At 64.2% G+C, this 21913-nt stretch carries 21 protein-coding genes; 13 read left to right on the top strand and 8 right to left on the bottom strand.

The genetic code is table 11. The annotated features are described in order from the left end of the window. Positions 1-216: 216 nt before the first annotated feature. From RPS27_RS25935 to RPS27_RS25925, 3 genes are all read left to right on the top strand, one after another. Positions 217-1464, top strand: a complete 1248-nt coding sequence (locus RPS27_RS25935; protein WP_212066360.1) for an FAD-dependent oxidoreductase — start codon at positions 217-219, stop codon at positions 1462-1464. 180 nt (positions 1465-1644) lie between these two features. Further along, complete coding sequence (locus tag RPS27_RS25930) at positions 1645-2418, top strand: outer membrane protein (protein WP_212066362.1); 774 nt, start codon at positions 1645-1647, stop codon at positions 2416-2418. Between the two features lie 258 nt (positions 2419-2676). Next, positions 2677-3396: an outer membrane protein gene (locus RPS27_RS25925; protein ID WP_212066364.1), complete on the top strand. Its 720-nt coding sequence runs from the start codon at positions 2677-2679 to the stop codon at positions 3394-3396. Positions 3397-3476: 80 nt separating this feature from the next. Here the strand turns inward: RPS27_RS25925 and RPS27_RS25920 are convergent, their stop codons facing one another. The 4 genes from RPS27_RS25920 to parE all read right to left on the bottom strand — a co-directional run bounded on the left by RPS27_RS25920 (position 3477) and on the right by parE (position 8034). Beyond that, entirely contained in the window at positions 3477-4247 is a 771-nt protein-coding gene (locus RPS27_RS25920; RefSeq protein ID WP_212066365.1) for an SDR family NAD(P)-dependent oxidoreductase, read from the bottom strand. 21 nt (positions 4248-4268) lie between these two features. Further along, positions 4269-4454: a hypothetical protein gene (locus RPS27_RS25915; RefSeq protein WP_018641722.1), complete on the bottom strand. Its 186-nt coding sequence runs from the start codon at positions 4452-4454 to the stop codon at positions 4269-4271. 313 nt (positions 4455-4767) lie between these two features. After that, positions 4768-5544, bottom strand: a complete 777-nt coding sequence (locus RPS27_RS25910; protein WP_211417184.1) for an outer membrane protein — start codon at positions 5542-5544, stop codon at positions 4768-4770. 447 nt (positions 5545-5991) lie between these two features. Continuing rightward, complete coding sequence (gene parE / locus RPS27_RS25905; protein WP_211417183.1) at positions 5992-8034, bottom strand: DNA topoisomerase IV subunit B; 2043 nt, start codon at positions 8032-8034, stop codon at positions 5992-5994. A gap of 273 nt (positions 8035-8307) precedes the next feature. Between parE and RPS27_RS25900 the strand changes: the two genes are divergently transcribed. The 4 genes from RPS27_RS25900 (at position 8308) to argC (RPS27_RS25885) (ending at position 11781) form a co-directional block, all read left to right on the top strand. After that, on the top strand, positions 8308-8838 hold the full coding sequence (locus tag RPS27_RS25900) for a DedA family protein (RefSeq protein ID WP_194402242.1): 531 nt from the start codon (positions 8308-8310) through the stop codon (positions 8836-8838). Between the two features lie 225 nt (positions 8839-9063). Then, positions 9064-9729 carry an FMN-binding negative transcriptional regulator gene (locus RPS27_RS25895; protein ID WP_212066367.1) on the top strand — a complete coding sequence of 222 codons (666 nt, stop codon included), beginning with the start codon at positions 9064-9066 and terminating at the stop codon, positions 9727-9729. Beyond that, a complete protein-coding gene (gene argC / locus RPS27_RS25890; RefSeq protein WP_212066369.1) occupies positions 9726-10709 on the top strand; it encodes an N-acetyl-gamma-glutamyl-phosphate reductase in 984 nt (327 codons plus the stop codon). The genes RPS27_RS25895 and argC (RPS27_RS25890) overlap by 4 nt, the downstream gene beginning before the upstream one ends. 25 nt (positions 10710-10734) lie before the next feature. Continuing rightward, positions 10735-11781 carry an N-acetyl-gamma-glutamyl-phosphate reductase gene (gene argC / locus RPS27_RS25885; RefSeq protein ID WP_212066371.1) on the top strand — a complete coding sequence of 349 codons (1047 nt, stop codon included), beginning with the start codon at positions 10735-10737 and terminating at the stop codon, positions 11779-11781. 19 nt (positions 11782-11800) lie between these two features. Here the strand turns inward: argC (RPS27_RS25885) and RPS27_RS25880 are convergent, their stop codons facing one another. After that, entirely contained in the window at positions 11801-12199 is a 399-nt protein-coding gene (locus RPS27_RS25880; RefSeq protein ID WP_063194325.1) for an MAPEG family protein, read from the bottom strand. A gap of 67 nt (positions 12200-12266) precedes the next feature. Further along, entirely contained in the window at positions 12267-14075 is a 1809-nt protein-coding gene (locus tag RPS27_RS25875; protein WP_212066373.1) for an alpha/beta hydrolase, read from the bottom strand. A gap of 253 nt (positions 14076-14328) precedes the next feature. Here RPS27_RS25875 and RPS27_RS25870 point away from each other — a divergent pair, with 253 nt between their 5' ends. The 6 genes from RPS27_RS25870 to RPS27_RS25845 all read left to right on the top strand — a co-directional run bounded on the left by RPS27_RS25870 (position 14329) and on the right by RPS27_RS25845 (position 20322). Next, the gene (locus RPS27_RS25870; RefSeq protein ID WP_212066375.1) at positions 14329-14604 is read left to right on the top strand and encodes a hypothetical protein; all 276 of its coding nucleotides are present in this window, start codon (positions 14329-14331) and stop codon (positions 14602-14604) included. A gap of 215 nt (positions 14605-14819) precedes the next feature. After that, positions 14820-16040 carry an LL-diaminopimelate aminotransferase gene (locus tag RPS27_RS25865; protein WP_194402236.1) on the top strand — a complete coding sequence of 407 codons (1221 nt, stop codon included), beginning with the start codon at positions 14820-14822 and terminating at the stop codon, positions 16038-16040. A 29-nt stretch (positions 16041-16069) separates the two neighbouring features. After that, positions 16070-17386 (top strand): homoserine dehydrogenase, encoded by a 1317-nt coding sequence (locus tag RPS27_RS25860; RefSeq protein WP_212066377.1) that lies wholly within the window; start codon positions 16070-16072, stop codon positions 17384-17386. A gap of 85 nt (positions 17387-17471) precedes the next feature. Continuing rightward, entirely contained in the window at positions 17472-18473 is a 1002-nt protein-coding gene (glpX, locus tag RPS27_RS25855; RefSeq protein ID WP_194402234.1) for a class II fructose-bisphosphatase, read from the top strand. A gap of 163 nt (positions 18474-18636) precedes the next feature. Then, positions 18637-19356, top strand: coding sequence for a haloacid dehalogenase type II (locus tag RPS27_RS25850; RefSeq protein ID WP_212066379.1), 720 nt, complete (start codon positions 18637-18639; stop codon positions 19354-19356). A gap of 72 nt (positions 19357-19428) precedes the next feature. After that, positions 19429-20322, top strand: a complete 894-nt coding sequence (locus RPS27_RS25845; protein ID WP_212066381.1) for a LysR family transcriptional regulator — start codon at positions 19429-19431, stop codon at positions 20320-20322. Between the two features lie 9 nt (positions 20323-20331). Here RPS27_RS25845 and RPS27_RS25840 read toward each other — a convergent pair whose 3' ends face one another. Both RPS27_RS25840 and RPS27_RS25835 read right to left on the bottom strand, forming a co-directional pair. After that, positions 20332-20490 (bottom strand): hypothetical protein, encoded by a 159-nt coding sequence (locus tag RPS27_RS25840; protein WP_212066383.1) that lies wholly within the window; start codon positions 20488-20490, stop codon positions 20332-20334. Between the two features lie 215 nt (positions 20491-20705). After that, positions 20706-21689, bottom strand: coding sequence for an MBL fold metallo-hydrolase (locus RPS27_RS25835; protein WP_212066385.1), 984 nt, complete (start codon positions 21687-21689; stop codon positions 20706-20708). Between the last annotated feature and the right edge of the window lie 224 nt (positions 21690-21913).

The raw sequence follows: 21913 nt of genomic DNA, 5'->3' as shown, positions 1-21913 counted from the left end.
CGTTGAACGTTTCCTCGGGATGCCCTTTTGGGTCGTGTTCCCTTGTAACAACAACCGCCAGGTCGATCTATTCCCGGTGGCTGACACGCAAGCCTGATCCAAGCTGCCGGCCGGCATTGCAGGCCGCGTTCCGCATCCAGATTCAGGCGCCAAAGCCCGGAATCGGCGCTACATTGACTGCGACATCTTGCTCGTTACGCGCGGATCGCGGCTGCAATGACATCCGACCAACCATCAAACCGGACGAGAAAGGTCCGTTGCTGCATCGTTGGCGGGGGACCTGCCGGCATGATGCTCGGCTACCTCCTGGGGAGGGCCGGCATCGAGGTCGTGGTGCTGGAGAAGCATGCGGATTTCTTCCGCGACTTCCGCGGCGATACCGTGCATCCCTCGACGCTCCAGGTGATGGATGAGCTCGGCCTGATCGACGGCTTCCTGAAGCTGCCGCATCAGCGGCTGCAGAAGATGGATGGCCTGTTCGGCGGCACGCCGGTGCGCATCGCCGATCTTTCCCGGCTTCACACCAAATACCCGTTCATCGTCTTCATGCCGCAATGGGACTTTTTGAACTTCCTGCGTGAGGCGGGCCGGCGCTTTGCCTCGCTCAAGGTGATGATGAGCACCGAGGCGGTCGATCTCATCCGCCGCGGCGAGACGATCGCCGGCGTGCGGGCGAAAACGCCTGACGGAATCATCGACATCGAAGCCGATCTCACCATCGCCTGCGACGGCCGGCATTCGACCGTGCGCGAGCGCGGGGGCCTTGCCGTCGAGGAGATCGGTGCGCCGATGGACGTTCTGTGGTTTCGCGCCGGCCGCAGGGCTGACGAGACGGAGAACGTGTTCGCGCGCGTCGAGCCCGGCAAGATGATGATCACCTTCGATCGCGGCGACTATTGGCAATGCGCCTATGTCATCGCCAAGGGACAGCACGAGGCGGTGAAGGCGAGGGGGCTGCAGGCGCTGCTCGACGACGTCGTGCGCATGGCGCCGATCCTCAAATCCGGCATTGCCGACGTGAAGAGCTTTGACGACGTCAAGCTGCTGACCGTTGCGATCAACCGCCTGCCGCGCTGGACGCAGCCGGGCCTGCTTTGCATCGGCGATGCCGCGCATGCGATGTCGCCGGTCGGCGGCGTCGGCGTCAATCTCGCCGTGCAGGACGCGGTCGCGACCGCCAACCTCTTGGCGGACAAGCTGCAGCACGGCTGCCCCTCCGAGAGTGAGCTCGATGCCGTCAGGCGTCGCCGCGAGTTCCCGGTGAAGATGACGCAACGCATGCAGGTGGTGGTGCAGAACAACATCATCAGCGGCGCCCTGCAGGGCGGCGACCGCCCGCTGAAGGTGCCGCTGATCGTGCGCCTCGTCACCGCGCTGCCCTGGCTCCAAGGCATTCCGGCGCGCCTGATTGCGCTCGGCGTGCGGCCCGAGCACGTGCACTCGAAGGCCGCGCCGGCATCGTAGCGCAGGACATCGGTAGGGATAATGTCGCGTTAAATCGCGCGTAGAGCGTTGCGGGTGTGCAACAGCGCAGGCGGATTTGCGGAGCCGCGCGAGCCCACGCGGCGCGTTAACTCTGTTGATTCCAATTTTAGTAACACCCGTCTGTGACCGTGCGCCCATCAAAGGACACGGGGTGTTACCATGCGTACTAAATTGATTGCCGCCTTCGCCTGCACGACCGCTCTGGTTTCGACGGGCGCGGCCTCCGCCGCCGATCTCGGCGCGCGCTACACCAAGGCGCCCGCTTACGCCGAGCCGCTGTTCAACTGGACCGGCTTCTATGTCGGCGGCCACATCGGCGGCGCATGGACCAACGAGCAGTTCATCAACAACGGGACCGGCGCGCCGTTCGGCGATCTTTCGGTAGGTGATGGCTTCCGCCAACGCAAATCGGGCATCATGGGCGGCGCCCAGATCGGCTACAACTGGCAGGCCAACAACTACGTGTTCGGCATGGAAGGCACGATCTCCGGCCTCGACAACAACGGCTCGTTCACGAACAACGTGTTCGGCATCGGCCTCGACGACCAGTTCAGCTGGCGCGCCAACGTGCTCGCGACAATCGTCGGCCGAGCGGGCTTCGCTGTGCAGAACAACCTGTTCTACATCAAGGGCGGCTATGCCGGCGTGAACAACCGTCTCTCGGTGGTCGACAATGTTGCGAACCCGTCCACGGGCTCGGGCGGCCAGACCCATTGGCACAACGGCTGGACCGTCGGCGCCGGCTGGGAATACGGCATCACCCGCAACTGGATCGTGGGCCTCGAATACAACTACGCTGCCTTCGGCAGCCAGACCTATCAGCTCGGCGGCACCTCGGGTAACTACACCTTCGACACCAAGCCGCGCGACATCCAATGGGCCGTGGTGCGTGCGAGCTACAAGTTCGACGCCCCGACCATCGCCCGTTACTGAGCACGTCGACGCAACGCGACCAACGATCAAAAAAGCACTGCCAACTCTGAGAGCCCCGGCTTCGTCCGGGGCTCTTTTTTGCGTGGCGAGAAACGTCAACATTGCAGACCCTTGCGTGGTCCAAATGTCACTTTTTCCCGAATGGCGCACGGGAAGCGACGGGCGGGGCTGATTCAGCCTCGCGGCGCGACCGGCGCGACGTATAAATTCGGCAATAGACCATTTCGATTTGTTGCAACTTTTTCTGGAGCAATACCGATGAAAAAGGCTTTGGCTTTTGCAGGAATGTTGTCTCTTCTGGTCGGCGCGCCGGGCATTGCGACGGCAGCCGACATGGCAGTCAAGGCCGCGCCCATCGCGCCGCCGGTGGCGGTCTACAACTGGACCGGCTTCTACATCGGCGGCTTCGGCGGATATGGTTGGGGCGATCACGACCGGCTCAATGACGCCGGTTTTGCGAACAGCTACAGCTCGAGCGGTGCCATCGCCGGCGGCCTCGCCGGATACAATTGGCAGATCAGGAATTTCGTGCTCGGCGTCGAAGGCGATCTGGCCTGGGCCGACATCAAGGGTGACGACAATTTCGTGGGCGGCACCCGGGACGAGACGACGCTGCGCTGGGTCGGCACCATTCGCGGCCGTGCCGGTGTTGCGTTCGACAAATGGCTGCTCTTTGCAACGGGCGGCTGGGCCTATGGCGAGCAGCGCCACGTGAACACGAATCTCGGGGTCGGCGTCGACGCCTTCTCCTCGAACACCAGCGGCTGGACGGCGGGTGCGGGCGTGGAATACGCGTTTGCTCCGAATTGGCTCGGCAAGGTCGAGTATCGCTATTACGATTTCGAGCGCTACCGCCGCGGCGGCGCGCCGCTGGTCACGCCCAACGGCAATGTTCCCTACAGCGTCGCCAGCCAGTACCAGACCGTCACGGTCGGCATCAGCTACAAGTTCGGCGGTCCCGTGATGGCGAAGTACTGATCGCGCCAGGCCCCTTGGACTCAGGCCCCTTGGACGCAGAAGCCCCGGCAGGGATGCCGGGGCTTTTTTCGTGCGGCGCCTTAGGCCATCACTGAGAAGCCGCCGTCGACGGGGATCGCGGTGCCCGTGACGAAGTTCGACGCGGGCGATGCCAGGAATACGGCAATGCCCGCGAAGTCGTCGATGTCGCCCCAGCGTCCCGCAGGCGTGCGCGCCAGCACCCGCTCGTGCAACCCCGACACCTGCTGCCGCGCGCCGCGGGTGAGGTCGGTATCGATCCAGCCCGGCAGGATGGCATTGACCTGGATGTTATCGGGCGCCCAGGCGTTGGCGCAGGCGCGCGTGTACTGCACGATGCCGCCCTTGCTCGCCGCATAGGCCGTGGCGAAGCTCGCACCGAAGATCGACATCATCGAGCCAATGTTGATCACCTTGCCGTTGCCGGAGGCCTTCAGGTGCGGATAAGCGAGCTTCGAGCACAGGAAGGCGCTGGTGAGGTTGGTGTCGATCACCTTGTTCCACTCGTCGAGCTCGAGCTCGTGCGGCGGCTTGCGGATGCTCATGCCGGCATTGTTGATCAGGATATCGATGCGGCCGAGATCCTTCGCGACGCGGGCGACCATGGCTTCGATCGCGGCCCTGTCGGTGACGTCGGTGGCAATTGCGATCGCCTTGACGCCGCGCTGCCTGAGATCTTCGACGGCGGCTTTGGACTTCGCCTCGTTGCGTCCGACCACGGCGATGTCGGCGCCTGCGTCGGCAAGTCCGCGCGCCATGCCGAGGCCGATGCCGCCATTGCCTCCCGTGACGATCGCGACCTTGCCGCGGAGATCGAACCGGCTGGATGTCATGCTTGTATTCCCTGGTTTCTTCTATTGGTTGCTCTGCCAGATCAGCACCAGCCCGAAGCCGGCCATGGCGGCGCCATAGCCGGCCCATTGCAGCTGGTTGACCATGAAGCTCGATCGCGGCCAGGGGACCGTGCCGGTGCCCTGTCCGATCCAGAGCAGCCCGACGGCAGTCGCAAACAGGCCTGCGACCAGCAGAAATCTGCGCATGCATGTCCTCCCATCGGTCCGCTGCTGCCGCGAGCCTCGACATGAACCATAGCCGCGGCCGCGAAAGCTTGAGCCCACAGTACCTGTAGGTCTGCGTCGGATACAATGGCAGCGCCGGCAGATGCCGTCGCGGCGAAATCCAGCGCTGGCTGCGACGCGTGGGGTAGGGCGATGACCGATAGCGTGTGGTTGGCCGCAGCTGAGCGGCCAGCTGCGCGCCACCGAGAGCGGGGCCTGTGGCTGCCGCCGCGCACCGCGCAACGAAAAAGCCCCGGGCTATGCCGGGGCTTTGACGTTCGATCGTGAGATCGGATCAGTACTTGGCGACGACCGGACCGGTCCAGTTGAAGCGGTAGACCAGCGAGGTGCTGATGGTCTGGACCCAGGGCTTGAAGCTGATCGAGTCGGTGGTCACGAGGTTGCCGACGTCGGTGCGGACGGCGATGTCCTTGCGATCGTAGTAGGCAGCGCGGTATTCGGTCTTCATGAACCAGCCCGGCGCCGAGATGCCGAAGATGTTCAGGTTGTTCTCGACGCCACCGCCGACGAACCAGCCGTTGCGGTTGAACGAGTCGGTGTGGAAGCCCGCAGGCGTTCCGGCCAGATTGGTCAGGCCGGTGCCCGACCAATGTGATCCGGTGTAACCGCCATTGACGTAGGAGAGAACATTCGGAGCAACCAGGTAGCCGAGGCGAACGCCCGCGGCCCAAGCGCTTTCCATCTTGATGCGGCCGGTCAGGGCGGCGAACTCATCGTTCAGGCTGCCGCGCAGGCTGCCGAACTGGCCATCGGCGAACACGCCGGCGACCCAGGTGCCGCTGAACTGCCAGTCGTAACCGGCGCCGACCGTTCCGAACCAGCCGTCGCCGCCGACGCGCTGATCGATCGTCACGGGAACGCCAACGAAGTTGGTGTGGGAGTCCGCATCCCAGATGCCGCCGCCGGCGCCACCGAAGATGTAGAAGCCGGTCCAGTTAGCGACGGGCGCCGGCATCGGAGCCTTCACATAGGGGCGGGCGCCGAGGTCGGCCGCGGAGGCCGAAGCGGTCATCGCGGCAACCGCGGTCAGAGCGAGCAAAACCTTCTTCATTGTCAAAATCCCCAACCTTGGTCTGTCGTAGCAGGCGCGAGCGCACTGAAGTTCGTGTCATCTGATGTCCCGGACTATAGACGTTTCGCGCCGAAATGCTGTTGCCGGGCAGGCACAGTTGCCGGAAAACGCCGGGGCGCGCGCATTTGGGGCTGGAGCGCCAAAATCAGGAATGCGCTTACAATTTCAATAGCTTGCAAGAATTTCGCTGGCCCGGCTTTTGGTAGGGTTTCGTTAGGAAATTCGGCCGTCTCCGAAATGGAGGCAGTCCAGCCTCGCCCGAACGCCGTGAGTCGTTGGCCGAGTCGCGGCAACGGGACCGGGAATCGCCTGATGCGGGGCGGACTGCAGGCAGCCACTATCGCGGCAAAGGGTGGCTTCCCTCGCAAAAACAAAAGAGCCCCGGCTTTGCCGGGGCTCTTGAGCTAATTACGGCGCCGCCGAGGCTCAGACGTCCAGCAACTCTTCGCTGGCGAACTCGGCCTTGTCCGAGATGAAGGCAAAGCGGGCCTCGGCCTTGGTGCCCATCAACCGCTCCACCGAATCTGCGGTGGTGTCGCGGTCGTCGGGCAACAGGACCACCTTGAGCAGCGTCCGCTTGCGCGGATCCATGGTTGTCTCCTTGAGCTGCGCAGGCATCATCTCGCCGAGGCCTTTGAAGCGGTTCACCTCGACCTTGGCATTGGCGTTGAACGCGCTCTTGATCAGCTCTTCCTTGTGCTTGTCGTCGCGCGCGTAGACCGATTTCTGGCCGTGCGTCAGCTTGTAGAGCGGCGGCACCGCGAGGAAGAGATGCCCTTCGTCGATCAGCTTCGGCATCTGCCGGTAGAAGAAGGTGATCAAAAGCGAAGCGATGTGCGCGCCGTCGACGTCGGCGTCGGTCATGATGATGATGCGCTGATAGCGCAGGTCCTCTTCGCGATAGTGCAGGAGCTGGCCGCAGCCGATCGCCTGCACGAGATCCGAGAGCTGCGCGTTCGCAGTCAGCTTGTCCTTGCCGGCGGAGGCGACGTTGAGGATTTTTCCGCGCAGCGGCAGCACGGCCTGCGTCTTGCGGTCGCGCGCCTGCTTGGCGCTGCCGCCGGCCGAGTCGCCCTCGACGATGAAGAGTTCGGAGCCTTCGGTGCCGGCATCGGTGCAGTCGGCGAGCTTGCCGGGCAGGCGCAGCTTCTTGCCCGCGGTTTTCCGCGCAGTCTCTTTCTCCTGCCGCCGCCGCAGCCGCTCCTCGGCGCGGTCGATCACGAAGTCGAGCAGCCGGTTGGCCATGTTCGGATTGCCCGACAGCCAATGGTCGAACGGATCCTTCATCGCCTGCTCGACGATGCGTTGTGCTTCGGCGGTGGCGAGACGGTCCTTGGTCTGGCCCTGGAATTCGGGCTCGCGCACGAACACCGACAGCATCACGGCCGCGCCCACCATCACGTCTTCCGAAGTGATGGACGAGGCGCGCTTGCCCTGGCCGACGCGCTCGGCGTGATCCTTCAGGCCGCGCAGCAGCGCGCTGCGCAAGCCGGATTCATGCGTGCCGCCATCGGGCGTGGGGACGGTGTTGGTGTATGACGAGAGGAAGCCGTCTGCATCCGCGGTCCAGGCCACCGCCCATTCGCAGGCACCATGCGCGCCGTTGCGGCCCGACTTGCCCGAGAAGATGTCGGGATGCACCAGCGTATCGGCGTGGATCGCCGCCGCCAGATAGTCCTTGAGACCACCGGGGAAGTGGAACGTGGCCTCTTCCGGCACGTCCTCGACGCCCTTGAGCAATTCGGGCGCGCAGTTCCAGCGGATCTCAACGCCGCCGAACAGATAGGCCTTCGAGCGCGTCATCTTGAACAGGCGCTGCGGCTTGAACGCGGCCTTGGGCCCGAAGATGTCGGTGTCCGGCTTGAAGCGCACGCGCGTGCCGCGACGGTTGTTGACCTTGCCGAGGTCCTCGAGCTTGCCCTTGGGGTGGCCGCGCTCGAAAATCATGCGATGCAGCTTCTGGCCGCGCGCGACCTCCACCTCGAGCCGCGAGGAGAGGGCGTTCACCACGGAGATGCCGACGCCGTGCAAGCCGCCGGAGGTCTCGTAGACCTTGGAGTCGAACTTGCCGCCCGAATGCAGCGTGCACATGATGACTTCGAGCGCCGACTTCTTCGGGAACTTCGGGTGCGGATCGATCGGGATGCCGCGGCCGTTGTCAGTGACGGTCAGGAACCCATCCGCAGTCAGCTCGACTCCGATGAAGGTCGCATGTCCGGCCAGCGCCTCGTCCATCGAGTTGTCGATGACTTCGGCGAACAGATGGTGCAACGCCTTCTCGTCGGTGCCGCCGATATACATGCCTGGCCGGCGCCGGACCGGTTCCAGGCCTTCGAGCACCTCGATGTCGGCCGCGGTGTAGTCGGCTTCCCCGCCGCTTCCGCGCGGCGCCGCCTTGGCGGCGCGGGGTTTCGGCTCGTCGCCGCCGAAAAAGTCGTCTTTTGCTTTGGGTTTCAACTGCTTGGACATATATCTTGATGCGCTTTGAGGGCCGCATGAGCGGCGAATCGATTGGGCGGACTATGCCACTTCTGTCTGGGAAAGGTTATCGCAGGGTGGGCCGGGCGGTGTCGTTGCGGACCAATACCGGCGATTTTACGCCGCAGGTGCTCCAATTCCCGGCAATTTGACCCGTCGGTCTACGGCGAGCTGAGGTTTGTGACTTGATGTCACACAAGTGCTTGGCTTACCAGTCTTTTTCATCGAGCAGCACCTTGAGACGGGGCGGGAAGGCTATTTTTGATGGAGCAATATGCGCACGCCCTGGCCGATTTCGTGCGCGTTCATCAGGCTTGGGCAGCTCCGATCGTATTTCTGCTCGCCTTCGGAGAGTCGCTCGCCTTCATCTCGCTCTTGATCCCGGCCTGGGGCGCGCTGGTCGCGATCGGGGCGCTGATCGGGGCGAGCGGCATCAGCTTCTATCCGGTCTGGATTGCCGGCGGCCTTGGGGCGGCACTGGGCGACTGGGTCTCTTACTGGTTCGGCTATCGCTATAAGGAGAAGGTCGCCGAGATGTGGCCGCTCTCGCGCTATCCGGGACTGCTGCCCCGGGGCGAGGCTTTCGTGCGCAGCTGGGGCATCCCCAGCATCTTCATCGGCCGGTTCTTCGGCCCCTTGCGCGCCTCGGTGCCGCTCGCGGCCGGCATCTTCGAGATGCCCTATTGGAGCTTCCAGGCCGCCAATTTCGTCTCGGCACTGGTGTGGTCCGCCGTGCTCCTGCTGTTCGGCGACGTGCTCGCCAAGATCATGGAATGGATATGGCGGGTGATCTGACGCCCGAACCTTGACGGGAACCGGATCTCGCTCTATAGCCGCGCGCCATGATCAACGCCGCGACCATTCTGTTCGCCCGTCGCCGCCGCCGCAGTCTTGCGGTTTGGGCGGTCGATCGCGTTTGAGATCATCGTCTTTGCCGCTGGATCCGATCCGCGGCATTCTCTCTCCTGTCAGCGCGATCTGATCCGGCGGCCCCCCAAAGAGGCCCAGCAGGAGACCACGATGTACACGCCACCCTTTTTCAAGCAGGACCGCGCTGCGAGCCTGAAATTCGCCGAAGAGCGCGGCTTCGGCACCATGTGCGCCTTTGACGGCAAGAGGCCGATCGCCTCGCCCTTGCCGTTCTATCTGACCTACGCTGCCGACGGCACGCCGCAGGCCGCGTTTCATGTCGCCCGTCACAATCCGCTGCTAAAGCTTGCGGGCGGCGATGCGTCCTGGCTGCTCGCGGTCAACGGTCCCGATGCCTATGTATCGCCCGACTGGTACGTCTCGCCGGACCAGGTGCCGACCTGGCTCTACCAGTCGGTGCATCTGAGAGGGCCCGTGCGCCTCCTGACGGATGACGAGCTGTCGGTGCAGATCGACACGCTCAGCGAGAAGTTCGAGACCTGGCTGCTGCCGAAGAAGCCGTGGACGTCGGGCAAGATGACGGCGGGCCGGCTCGAGGCGATGAAGAAGGCGATCGTGGGTCTGGTCATGAATGTTGAAGAGGTCGAAGGCAGCTTCAAGCTCAACCAGCACAAATCCGACGCCGACTATGCGGCGATCGCCAATGCGCTCGGCGCCGGCGATGCCGACGCGAAGCAAGTCTCACAATTGATGCGGCAGGCAAGGCCGCAGGTTTTCGCTGATGACACGAACATGCTCGAAGGAAGCGCATCATGAGCCTCGCTGACACCACCAAAGCCCCGGACGCAAGCGCGGCCAAGAAGCCGGCCACCGTTTTCGTCGACGGCGGCTCCGGCACCACCGGGCTCGGCATCAACGAGCGGCTGAAGCTCCAGAACGACGTCGTCGTGAAGACCATTGCCGACGACAAGCGCAAGGACCCCGCGGCCAAGAAGGCGCTGATGGCGGAGGTGGACCTCGTCATTCTCTGCCTGCCCGACGATGCCGCGAGGGAGACGGTGGCTCTCATCGACAGCATGGGCGCCTCGGGGCCGAAGGTGCTGGACGCCTCGACCGCCTACCGGGTCGCGCCGGACTGGGCCTATGGTTTTCCCGAGCTGACGGCTGACCAGGCCGGCAAGATCAAGGCCGCTAAGAAGGTCTCCAACCCCGGCTGCTATCCGACCGGCGCGATCGCGCTCTTGCGGCCGATCGTCGATGCCGGCCTGCTGCCGGCCGATTACCCCGTCACCGTCAACGCGGTGAGCGGCTATTCCGGCGGCGGCAAGTCGATGATCGCGAGCTTCGAGGACGGCAGCGCGCCGTCCTTCGAGCTCTACGGTCTCGGCTTCGAGCACAAGCATCTGCCGGAGATGCAGCTCTATTCGAACCTGACGCGGCGGCCGATCTTCATTCCCTCGGTCGGCAACTATCGCCAGGGCATGCTGGTCTCGGTGCCGCTGCAGCTCGACACGCTGCCCGGCAAGCCTGGCGGCGCCGACCTGCAGGCCGCGCTCGCCAAGCGCTATGCCGGTTCGAAATACGTCTCGGTGATGCCGCTGCAGAACGAAGCGTCAAAGGGCGGCCGGCTCGAGCCGGAAGCGCTGAACGAGACCAATCAGCTCGAACTCTACGTCTTCGCCAGCGACAAATATGACCAGGCGGTGCTGGTCGCCCGGCTCGACAATCTCGGCAAGGGAGCTTCCGGCGCAGCCGTGCAGAACATGCGGCTGATGCTGGGCCTGCCAGAGGCGTAACCGATCCATGTCAGAGGAGCGTGTGATGAGCACGAAGAAGATCGGCATTCTCGGCGCCTCCGGCTACACCGGCGCCGACGCGGTGCGCCTGTTGGCGCGACATCCGAATGCCGAGATCACCGCACTTACTGCCAATACCCATGCCGGCAAAGCCATGAGCGAGGTGTTTCCGCATTTTTTCATGCTGGACCTGCCCAAGCTTGTGGAATGGGAAAAGGTCGATTGGAGCAAGCTCGATGCGGTGTTCTGCGGACTGCCCCACGGGACCACGCAGGAAATCATCGCCGCGGTCCTCAAGGCGAATCCTGGGATCAAGGTCCTCGACATGTCCGCCGATTTCAGGCTGCGGGACAAGAACACCTATGCGCAATGGTACGGCCATGAGCACCGGGCGCTCGAACTGCAGGGCGAGGCGGTCTACGGTCTTACCGAATTCTATCGCGAGAAGATCGCGGCGGCGCGGCTGGTTGCCTGTCCCGGCTGCTATCCGACGGCGGCGCTGCTCGCGCTGGTACCGCTTGCGAAGGCCAAGCTAATTGACGTCGACGACATCGTCATCGACGCGAAATCGGGCGTTACCGGTGCCGGACGCGGGCTGAAACAGAACACGCTGTTCAGCGAGGCGGGCGAGGGGCTTTCGCCCTATTCGGTCGGTACCCACAGGCACGCGCCGGAGATCGAGCAGGAGATCAGCCTTGCCGCCGGCTCGACGGTGACGGTGAACTTTACGCCGCATCTGATCCCGATGGCGCGCGGCGAACTGTGCACGTCCTATGTAAAACTCAATGGCGCGACGCCCGACGATTTGCGGGCCGCACTCGAGCAGGCCTATGTCAACGAGCCCTTCGTGCATGTCGCGAAAAAGGGCGTGCTGCCGCAGACGCAGAATGTACGCGGTTCCAACTATGTGCAGATCGGTGTCGTCGCCGACCGCATCAAGAACCGGGCAATCGTCATCTCCACGCTCGACAATCTGGTGAAGGGCTCGGCCGGCCAGGCGATCCAGAACATGAACCTGATGTTCGGGTTGCCCGAGACGGCCGGGCTGGAGCAGATCGCGCTGTTCCCCTGACGTGAGGCGCGGCTCGCGCTCACAGCACCTTGAAGATCGCCAGCGCCAGCACGGCCTGGGCGAGGAAGCCGACGGTGAAGGCGAGGGTGCGGAATACCGGGATTCCGAGTGCGTAGACGATCAGATGCGCGACGCGGGACCAGAAATAGACGGCGCAAGCCAGCACGGTCCATTTGGTGGAATAGTCGATCGCGTTGAGGATCAGCACCAGCGGCGCAAAGAGCACGAGGTTCTCGACCGCGTTGTCATGCGCGAACATCAACCGGTTGGCCCATTCCGATTGCGGCTTGTCGCCGCGCGAGGGGTTGGCCATCGCGCCACTGAGACCGCGGACCTGACACCGGTTGATGGTGTAGGGAATCCAGAGGATCCCGGTCAGGATCACCGTCAGTGTCAGCCAGAACAATTCGCGCGTCATGGTTCGATCCCCTCTGTCGTCGCAGCTGTGTTGAGAGTGAGTCTATACAAAAGCGCGGAAGATTCCGCTATGCGCGGACCCTGACATAGCTGCCGGGCGCGTCCTCGATCGCCGGGAATGCTTCGCTTCCCGGCACGCGCGCGGGAACCTGCTCCGGATCGAGCTCGCCGAGCCATTGCCGCCAGTCCGGCCACCACGAACCCTTGTGCTCGACGGCGCCCTTCATCCATTGCGCGACGTTGGCGTCCTTGATGTTGTCGTTGGTCCAGTACTGATACTTGTTCGAGGCCGGCGGGTTGACGACGCCCGCGATATGGCCCGAGCCCGACAGCACATATTTCACCGGACCGCCGAAGAACTGCGAGCCGTACAGCACCGATTCCGCCGGCGCGATGTGATCCTCGCGGGTGGCGAGGTTGTAGACGGGCACCTTGACCTTGGAGAGATCGAGCAGCGTGTTGTCGAGCACCATCGTGCCGGTGGAGAGCCGGTTCTCCAGATAGCAGTTGCGCAAATAATAGGAATGGTTTGACGCGGTCATGCGGGTTGCGTCGGAATTCCAGTGCAGCAGGTCGAACGCGCTGGGCTGCTGGCCCTTCAGGTAGTTGCTGACGACGTAGGACCAGATCAGGTCGTTGGAGCGCAGCATGTTGAAGGCCATCGCCATCTTCGAGCCTTCGAGCACGCCCGCCGCCTTCATGTCCTGCTCGAGCGCCGCGATCTGGTCCTCGTCGACGAACACCAGGAGGTCGCCGGCATGGGTGAAGTCGACCTGCGCCGCGAAGAACGTCGCCGACGAGACGCGCTGGCGGCGCTTCTCGGCGAGCCAGGCCAGCGTGGTCGCGAGCATGGTGCCGCCGACGCAATAGCCGGCCGTGTGCACCTTCATCTCGCCGGTGACCTTCTCGATCACGTCCATCGCCGTGAGCGGGCCTTCCTTCATGTAGTCTTCCCAGCTCTTGTTGCCGAGCCGCTTGTCGGGATTGACCCATGAGATCACGAACACGGTGATGCCCTGGTCGACGCACCACTTGATGTAGGACTTCTCCGGCTTGAGATCGAGGATGTAGAACTTGTTGATCCAGGGCGGCACGATCAGGAGCGGGGTGCGCAGCACCGTCTCCGTGGTCGGCGAATATTGGATCAGCTGCATCATCTCGTTCTGATAGATCACCTTGCCCGGCGTCGTCGCCATGTTGACGCCGACGACGAGGTTGTCCGGGTTGGACTGGCGGATCTTCAGCATGCCCTTGCCGGCCGCGATGTCCTCCGCCAGCATCTGCAGGCCACGCGCCAGGTTCTCGCCGCTGCTCGCCACGGTCTCGCGCAGCACCTCCGGATTGGTCAGCACGAAGTTGGACGGTGACAGCGCGTTGGTGACCTGCTGGACGTAGAACTCCGCCTTGCGGCGGGTCTGCGGATCGAGCCCTTCGGCGTCGCGCACCAGATCCTGCGCCCATTTGGTCGTGAGCAGATAGAGCTGCATGACGAATTCGAAGAACTGGTTCGACTTCCATTCCGGATCGGCAAAACGCTTGTCGCGCGGCGAGGGCGCGATCGCGGGCGGGACGTCCTGGCCGGCCATGCGGCGCACCGCCGAGCCCCAGAGGTCGAGATAATCCTTGGCGAGCTTGGTCTGCAGATCGGACGAGCGGGACGTGTCCGACAACCAGTATTCGGCAACCGATGTGAAGGTCCTGACGACCTCGGCCAGCTCGGCCGGCGGGCGATCCTGCACCTCGCCGCTCTCGCGCGGCTTCAGATAGGCCGCGAGCGCCTTGCCGCCGCTCTCCATCGCCCGCGCGACATTCATCGCGAAGGCTTCCGCATCGAACTTCGTCTCGGGTTTGGGCGTATCGGTCGTGGCCATACTCATGAGCAGAACAGTAACGAGTCATTCCGTATTCGTCACCGCGAAGCTCGCATGTTTGACGTTAAACACGCTCCAAGATGTGCTGCACTGCGACAAATTTTCTTGGTTTTGTCACAATCGCGGTGCAACCCTCCGGTCGTGGGCCTTTGATGTTTTTCTCGCTCGTACCATTTGTGGGCAGCAATGGTTTGAGCTTGGGCAGGTTGTCGGGTTAGTGTGCGGCAGCTTGCATTGGGACGAGTAGGGGATTTCCCAAGTGTTGGCGTTGAGGGTCCTGCAAAGGTCGCTGCTGATCGGTGGCGCGCTTCTGAGCGTGGCATTTGTGCTGGGCGGTTGTTCGAGTCAGTTCGCGGATATGACGCCCGCGGACGCACAGGCGCATCCCAAGGAGCCCGGGAACTATCTGCCGGTGCACGACCTGCCGCCGGATCGCAGTCAAGCTGTCATTCCGCCAGAGCAGCGCGCCAAGATCGAGGCCGAGCTCGCCGCTGCGCGCGATCGCCAGGCCGCCGCCAGCAAGGATGCCAAGTGAGGCGCTGCAAGGTAATCGCTGGCGCCCCCGCCTTGCCGTGCTAAAAGACCCCGGTTCAGCCGACAGTCAGGGCGAACGACTTCAGTCCGCGTCGTCGATGATTGCTCTAAGTATTTGATTTTGAGTAATTTTCGCGACGAGACGGAACCCCTTTTCGAGTCGCCGTCCTGTTCCGTCGATTCTGTCCTGACCGGTTGCCCGGAGCCCAGAGAGCCATGGAAGAATTTTACCGCATCCGCCGCCTTCCGCCCTACGTGTTCGAGCAGGTCAACCGGGCCAAGGCGGCCGCGCGGAATGCCGGCGCCGACATCATCGACCTCGGCATGGGCAACCCGGATCTGCCGGCCCCGGCGCATGTGCTGGAGAAGCTGAAGGAGACGCTGGGCAAGCCGCGCACCGACCGCTACTCGGCCTCCCGCGGCATCCCCGGCCTGCGCCGCGCCCAGGCCGGCTACTACGCCCGCCGCTTCGGCGTGAAGCTCAACCCCGACACCCAGATCGTGGCGACGCTTGGCTCGAAGGAAGGCTTTGCCAACGTGGCGCAGGCGATCACGGCGCCCGGCGACGTCATCCTGTGTCCGAACCCGAGCTATCCGATTCACGCCTTCGGCTTTTTGATGGCGGGCGGCGTGATCCGCTCGGTGCCCTCCGAGCCGACGCCGCAGTTCTTCGAGGCGGTGGAGCGGGCGATCGTGCACTCGATCCCGAAGCCGCTCGCGCTCGTCGTCTGCTATCCGTCGAACCCGACGGCCTATGTCGCGAGCCTCGACTTCTACAAGGACCTCGTCGCCTTCGCGAAGAAGCACGAGATCCTGATCCTGTCCGATCTTGCCTATGCCGAGGTCTATTTCGACGAGAACAATCCGCCGCCCTCGGTGCTGCAGGTGCCGGGCGCGATGGACGTCGCCGTCGAGTTCACCTCGATGTCGAAGACCTATTCGATGGCCGGCTGGCGCATGGGCTTTGCGGTCGGCAATGAGCGCGTCATCGCCGCGCTCGCCCGCGTCAAATCCTATCTGGACTACGGTGCGTTCACACCGGTGCAGGTCGCGGCGACCGCGGCGCTGAACGGCCCGGATGATTGCATCAAGGAGATGCGCGACACCTATCGCAAGCGCCGCGATGCGCTGGTGGAATCGTTCGGCCGCGCCGGCTGGGAGATCCCGCCGCCGGAAGCCTCGATGTTCGCCTGGGTACCGCTGCCGGAAGCCTTCCGCAGCGTCGGCAGCATGCAGTTCGCCACCCTGATGGTGGAGAAATCCGGCGTCGCGGTCTCGCCCGGCGTCGGCTTCGGCGAGCATGGTGAAGGATATGTCCGCATCGCCATGGTGGAAAACGAGCAACGGATCAGGCAGGCCGCGCGCGGCGTGCGACGCTTCCTTGAAAGCGGCATCGAAACGTTGCACAACGTCGTTCCGCTCGCCAATCGGCGTTGAGTTCTCTTCGGCAGGTTTTCTAAGTCATCATGGTTGCACCCCTGAAAGTGGGCATAGCGGGGCTCGGCACCGTGGGCGCCGAAGTGGTCCGTTTGATTGAAACGCAGGCCCGCGTGCTCGCCGGCCGCAGCGGCCGCGGCATCCGCGTCGTCGCCGTCACCGCGCGCTCGAAGGCGAAGAAGCGCGGCGTCGATCTGCGCGGCGTCGAATGGGTCCGGGATCCCCTGGCGCTGGCCACGCATCCCGGCATCGACTGCTTCGTCGAGTTGATGGGCGGCGCCGGCGATCCCGCGCTGTCGGCGGTGGAGGCTGCCCTCAACGCCGGCAAATCGGTCGTCACCGCCAACAAGGCGCTGCTGGCCAAGCACGGCCTCAAGCTCGCCAAGTCGGCCGAAAAGCACGGCGGCGCGCTGAATTTCGAGGCAGCCGTCGGCGCCGCGATCCCCGTCATCAAGACCTTGCGCGAGGGGCTTGCCGGCACCGGCATCAACCGCGTCTACGGCATCCTCAACGGCACCTGCAATTACATCCTGACCCGGATGGAGCAGGAGGGCCTGTCCTTCGCGGAATGCCTCAAGGACGCGCAGCGGCTCGGCTATGCCGAGGCCAACCCGTCGTTCGACGTCGATGGTCACGACACCGCGCAAAAGCTCGCGATCCTCGCCAGCCTCGCCTTCGGCACGAAAGTTGCTCAAAGCGCGGTGTATGTCGAAGGCATCTCATCCATTGCGCCGGAAGATCTGCGCGCGGCGTCCGATCTCGGCTATCGCGTCAAGCTGCTCGGCGTTGCGGTGCGCACCGCCAAGGGCATCGAGCAGCGCGTGCATCCGACCATGGTTCCAAAATCCTCCTCGATCGCGCAGGTGATGGGTGTCACCAATGCGGTCACGATCGACGGCGAGGGCATTCCGCCGATCACGCTGGTCGGCCCTGGCGCCGGCGGCGCGGCCACCGCATCCGCCGTGGTCGCCGACATCGCCGATGTCGCGCGCGGCATCCGCGCCAATCCGTTCGGCCGGCCCATTACCCAATTGCGCGACACCAAGAAGGCGCCGATGGAGCGCCACGAGGGCGGCTATTACATCCGCCTGCTGGCGCGCGATTTCCCCGGCACCGCGGCCGCGATCGCGACGCGGCTCGCAGAACAGAAGATTTCGATCGAGTCGATCGTGCAGCGTCATCCCAATGGCGGCGTTGCGCCCGAGAACGGCAAGGCGGTCCCCGTGCCCGTCATCCTGATCACCTACGCGACGCATGAGGACGCCGTGCGCCGTGCGCTCGCCGCCGTGCAGAAGGACAAGGTGATCAGCGGACGGCCGCAGGTGATCCGGATCGAGAAGAACTGAGGCGGTTCGTTCGAACGAATCGTGGGCGTTGCGAATTGATGCGGGCAGAGAGAGTCTGCCCAGAACCGTTTGAAGGAGTTAGCCGATGTCGACCCATATTTCAGTCCCGCCGCAGGCATTGCTCGAGCGCATCCTGACGCTGGAGATCGTGCGGGTGACAGAGCGGGCGGCGGTGTCGTCGGCGCGGCTGCGCGGGCACGGCAACGAGAAGGCGGCCGACCAGGCCGCCGTCGATGCGATGCGGCGCGAGCTCAACAAGCTGCCGATCCAGGGCACCATCGTGATCGGCGAAGGCGAGCGCGACGAGGCGCCGATGCTGTACATCGGCGAGCAGGTCGGCCTCAAGGCGGGTCCCGAAGTCGACATCGCGGTCGATCCGCTCGAAGGCACCACGCTGTGCGCCAAGAACATGCCGGGCTCGATCGCCACCATGGCGATGGCCGACGGCGGCACGCTGCTGCACGCGCCCGACGTCTACATGCAGAAGCTCGCGATCGGCCCCGGCTACGACAAGGGCGTCGTCGATCTGGATGCGAGCCCGGCCGACAACGTCCGCCGCCTCGCCAAGGCCAAGGGCGTCAAGCCGGAGGGCATCACCGTTCTCGTGCTCGACCGTCCGCGCCATGCCGACATCATCACGAGCGTGCGCTCGACCGGCGCCGCCGTGCGCCTGATCACCGACGGCGACGTCGCCGGCGTGATCCATTGCGCCGATCCTGACAATACCGGCGTCGACATGTATCTCGGCACGGGCGGCGCGCCTGAAGGCGTGCTCGCCGCCGTGGCCCTGCGTTGCATCGGCGGCCAGATGCAGTGCCGCCTGATCCTCGATTCCGCCGAGAAAATCGAGCGTGCCGGCAAGATGGGCGTCAACGATCCCAAGATGATCTACGGCATCGAGGACATGGCGCGCGGCGACTGCCTGTTCGCCGCCACCGGCGTCACCACGGGGTCGCTGTTGTCCGGCGTCAAATTCCGCAAGGACGGCGTGATCGAGACCGAGACCGTCGTGATGCGCTCCGTCACCGGCACCGTGCGCTACATCAAGGCCGAGCATCGCGAGCTGGCGAAGTTCCATCTGGACTAAGCCAGGCAATAACAGCTGCCGTCATTCCGGGGCGACGGGACCGCGCCAGGCGCGGTCCGGAGAGCCCGGAATCCATCGGGCGGCAGACTCTGACGCTCAATGGATTCCGGGTTCGATGCAGCGCATCGCCCCGGAATGACAAAAAGAACAATCAGGAAGCGCCATGTCCGATCTCTCCGCCGTCAAAGCCCTGGTCTTCGATGTGTTCGGTACGGTCGTGGACTGGCGCACCAGCCTGATCACCGACTTCATGTGGTGGAGCAAGCAGCGCGGCATCAGCGCCGACTGGACCGCCTTGGTCGACGGCTGGCGCGGCATGTACATGGCCTCGATGGACGACGTGCGCCAACATCCCGAGCGCGGCTATGTCATGCTCGATGATCTGCACCGCCGCTCGCTGGAGAAGCTGGTCGCGCAGTTCGCGATCAAGGGCCTCACCGAAGCCGATCTCGACTATCTCACCAAGGGTTGGCACCGCCTCAATCCCTGGCCGGACAGCGTCGCCGGCCTGACGCGGCTGAAGTCGAAATTCGTGATCTCGCCGCTCTCGAACGGCAACGTTGCGCTGCTCACCAACATGGCGAAGTTCGCTGGCCTGCCGTGGGACCTCATCATGTCGGCCGAGCTGTTCGAGCATTACAAGCCGGATCCCGAGACCTATCTCGGTGCCGCGCGTCTGCTTTGCCTCGAGCCGGGGGAGGTGATGATGGTCGCCGCCCACAACGGCGATCTCGCGGCCGCGCAGAAGAACGGGCTGAAGACCGCGTTCGTGGCACGTCCGACGGAGTATGGTCCGCTTCAGAAGGTCGATTTCGAAGCGACCGGCAAATGGGACATCGTTGCCAAGGATTTTGGCGGGATCGCCGACAAGCTCGGTTGTTAGCTTTCAGGGCCGTCCGTTTGACATTGCTGAAGAGAGCGCCTTTCATATCGAAAAGATCGATGTGAGGGGGTCGTGGATACCGAGCTGGCACGGACATTCCTGACCGTGGTTGCGACCGGCAATTTCATCACGGCCGCCGAGCGGCTTCACGTCAGCCAGTCCACCGTCAGCACGCGCATCCACTCCCTCGAAGAGCTGCTCGGCTGCACGCTGTTCGTTCGCAACAAGGCCGGTGCGGCGTTGACGGCGGCGGGCCGCCAGTTTCAGCGGCACGCCTCCACGCTGGTGCGCACTGTCGAACAGGCCCGGCACGACGTCGGAATCCCCAAAGGTTTTAGCGGCGCGCTCGTGGTCGGCGGGCGCATCGGCCTGTGGGAGGAATTCCTGCTGCTCTGGGTGCCGCGCATGCAGGAGGCCAATCCGCAGATCTCGATCCGCGCCGAAAGCGCGCTCGAGCCGGAGCTGATGCAAGGGCTGGTCGAAGGACGTATCGACATCGGCGTCATGTACACGCCGCAAAGTCGCCCCGGCCTCAAGGTCGAGCTGCTGTTCGAGGAGCAGCTCGTGCTCGTCTCGACCAACCCGAGGAGCGGGCCGGAGCCGGAGGACGGCTACGTCTACGTCGATTGGGGCCCGGAGTTCTACGCCCGCCACAGCGCCGTCTTCCCGAATTTCGCAGGTCCCGCGCTGACGGCGAATATCGGTTGGCTCGGGCTGCAGCATGTCCTGGCCAACGGCGGTTCGGGCTACTTCGCGCAGCGGATCGTCGAGCCGCTGCTGAGGGCGCGGCGGCTGCACCTCGTCGGCGGCGCGCCGAAATTTTCGATGCCGGCCTATGTCGTCTATTCGGTCGACCAGCCGGACGCCCACGTCTCGAGCGCGATCGCGACCATGCGTGACCTCGCAGCCGAGCAGGCCGGTCGCGCAACGGAAACTCCGCTGAACCGCGGGCGCAAGCGACGCTGAGGATCGGCTTTACGCGCCGGAGGGACTGTTGCTCGCCGCGGCGGCGGCGGCGATGTCGCCGGCGCGATAAACCGGCCTGATCGCCGCCATCGTCAGTAACAGCCGGTAGGCGATCCAACGGAGCAGCAGTTGGGAGAATGACGTTTCGCTCTGTGACGTCGTGGTCATGGTCGCTCCTGGTGCGTGAGGCGTCTGCCGACGCGGCCGTTGCGGCCGGCCGGCGATGCCACGCGGCTTACGCTACGCAGGAGAATGGTTTTGACAAACGAATAATATGGACGGTTACAATCGGATTTATAGATATTACGAAAAGCGGAAATTGCGTCCGACTTGATCAGACGGGTCCGGGCAGCGCACGCGCCGCCCGGACCTGGTGTGACGAGCTACAACGCCATCTTCATCGGTTCGGGATAATAGTGGAAGCCTTCACCGGCCTTGGCGACATGGCCGTAGCCCGGCCAAGCGAAGTGATAGGACATCACCGGCGTCTTGTTGGCCGCCAGCATCGTCAGCAGTTTGACCCGCGACTCCGCCGCCTGCTTCGGATCGGTGTCGTACGAGAACTCCATCCGCGGGCGTTCCAGCAGCAGCACGGAATGGTGCGAGAGATCGCCGAGGAAAGCGAAGGACTTGCCGGCCGACGACACCATGAAGATGGTGTGGCCGACGGTGTGGCCGGGCGCCGAGATCGCCTGCACGCCGGGCAGGAATTCCTCGCCGTCCTTGAAGAACTTGATCCGGTCGCGGACCGGCAGCAGGTTCTTGCGGGCGTGAACGACGAAGTCCTTGGCCGGGCTGCCGAGCTTGCCCTCGTCGGTCCAGAAGTCGAAATCGGTCTGGGAGATGTAGATCTGCGCATTCGGGAACAGCGGCTTGTCGTTGGCATCCACGATGCCGCCGATGTGGTCGATATGGGCATGCGAGCAGACCACGGCATCGATGTCCTCAGGCTTGATGCCGGCCTCCATCATGCTCTTCTGCTGCCGGCCGGTGCTGGCGCCGAACATCTTCGATGAGCCCATGCCGGTGTCGAACAGGATGAGCTTGTCGCCGGTGTTCACGATCGGCGAGTTCTGTTCGAGCACGACGTTGTCCGGCGACAGGAAATTGTCCGCCAGCATCTTCTTGACCTCTTCCTTGGGAACGCCGGTGAAGGTCCCGGAGGGATCGCCGAGCGGCAGCGGTCCGTCGGACACGACGGTCACTTCGGCATCGCCGAGAACGAAGCGGTGCCAGTACGGCGTCTGGGTGCCGAGCTTGGGAGCCTTCGCCAACGCGCTGCTGCCGAGCATCGCGCTGGCACCAAGGCCGGCTCCAAGGCTGGCTCCAAGTGCAAGTAGGGATCGACGTGAGACATCGATTGTCATGCGTTTCCTCCGCTTTTGTCTTTTGTCTTGCGCGATTGTTCGCGCGTTGGGGCCGGCCTGAGCGGCGACGTGGCCGCGGGCCGGCAGAAAAGTATGCTGCGCCGGGGGCGACAAGCTAGCAAGTGGAATTAGTGCGCCAATTCGCGCGGAGCGGGAACGGGCGTCGGAGCGGGAAGGCCGCGTGTGGACGCGCTGTCCGCGATCCAGGACAACAAGAATTGCGC

Origin of the sequence: Bradyrhizobium sp. WYCCWR 12699 (assembly GCF_032144035.1) — a bacterium.
Taxonomy (GTDB): Bacteria; Pseudomonadota; Alphaproteobacteria; order Rhizobiales; family Xanthobacteraceae; genus Bradyrhizobium.
This window is presented reverse-complemented; position numbering and strand designations above follow the sequence as displayed.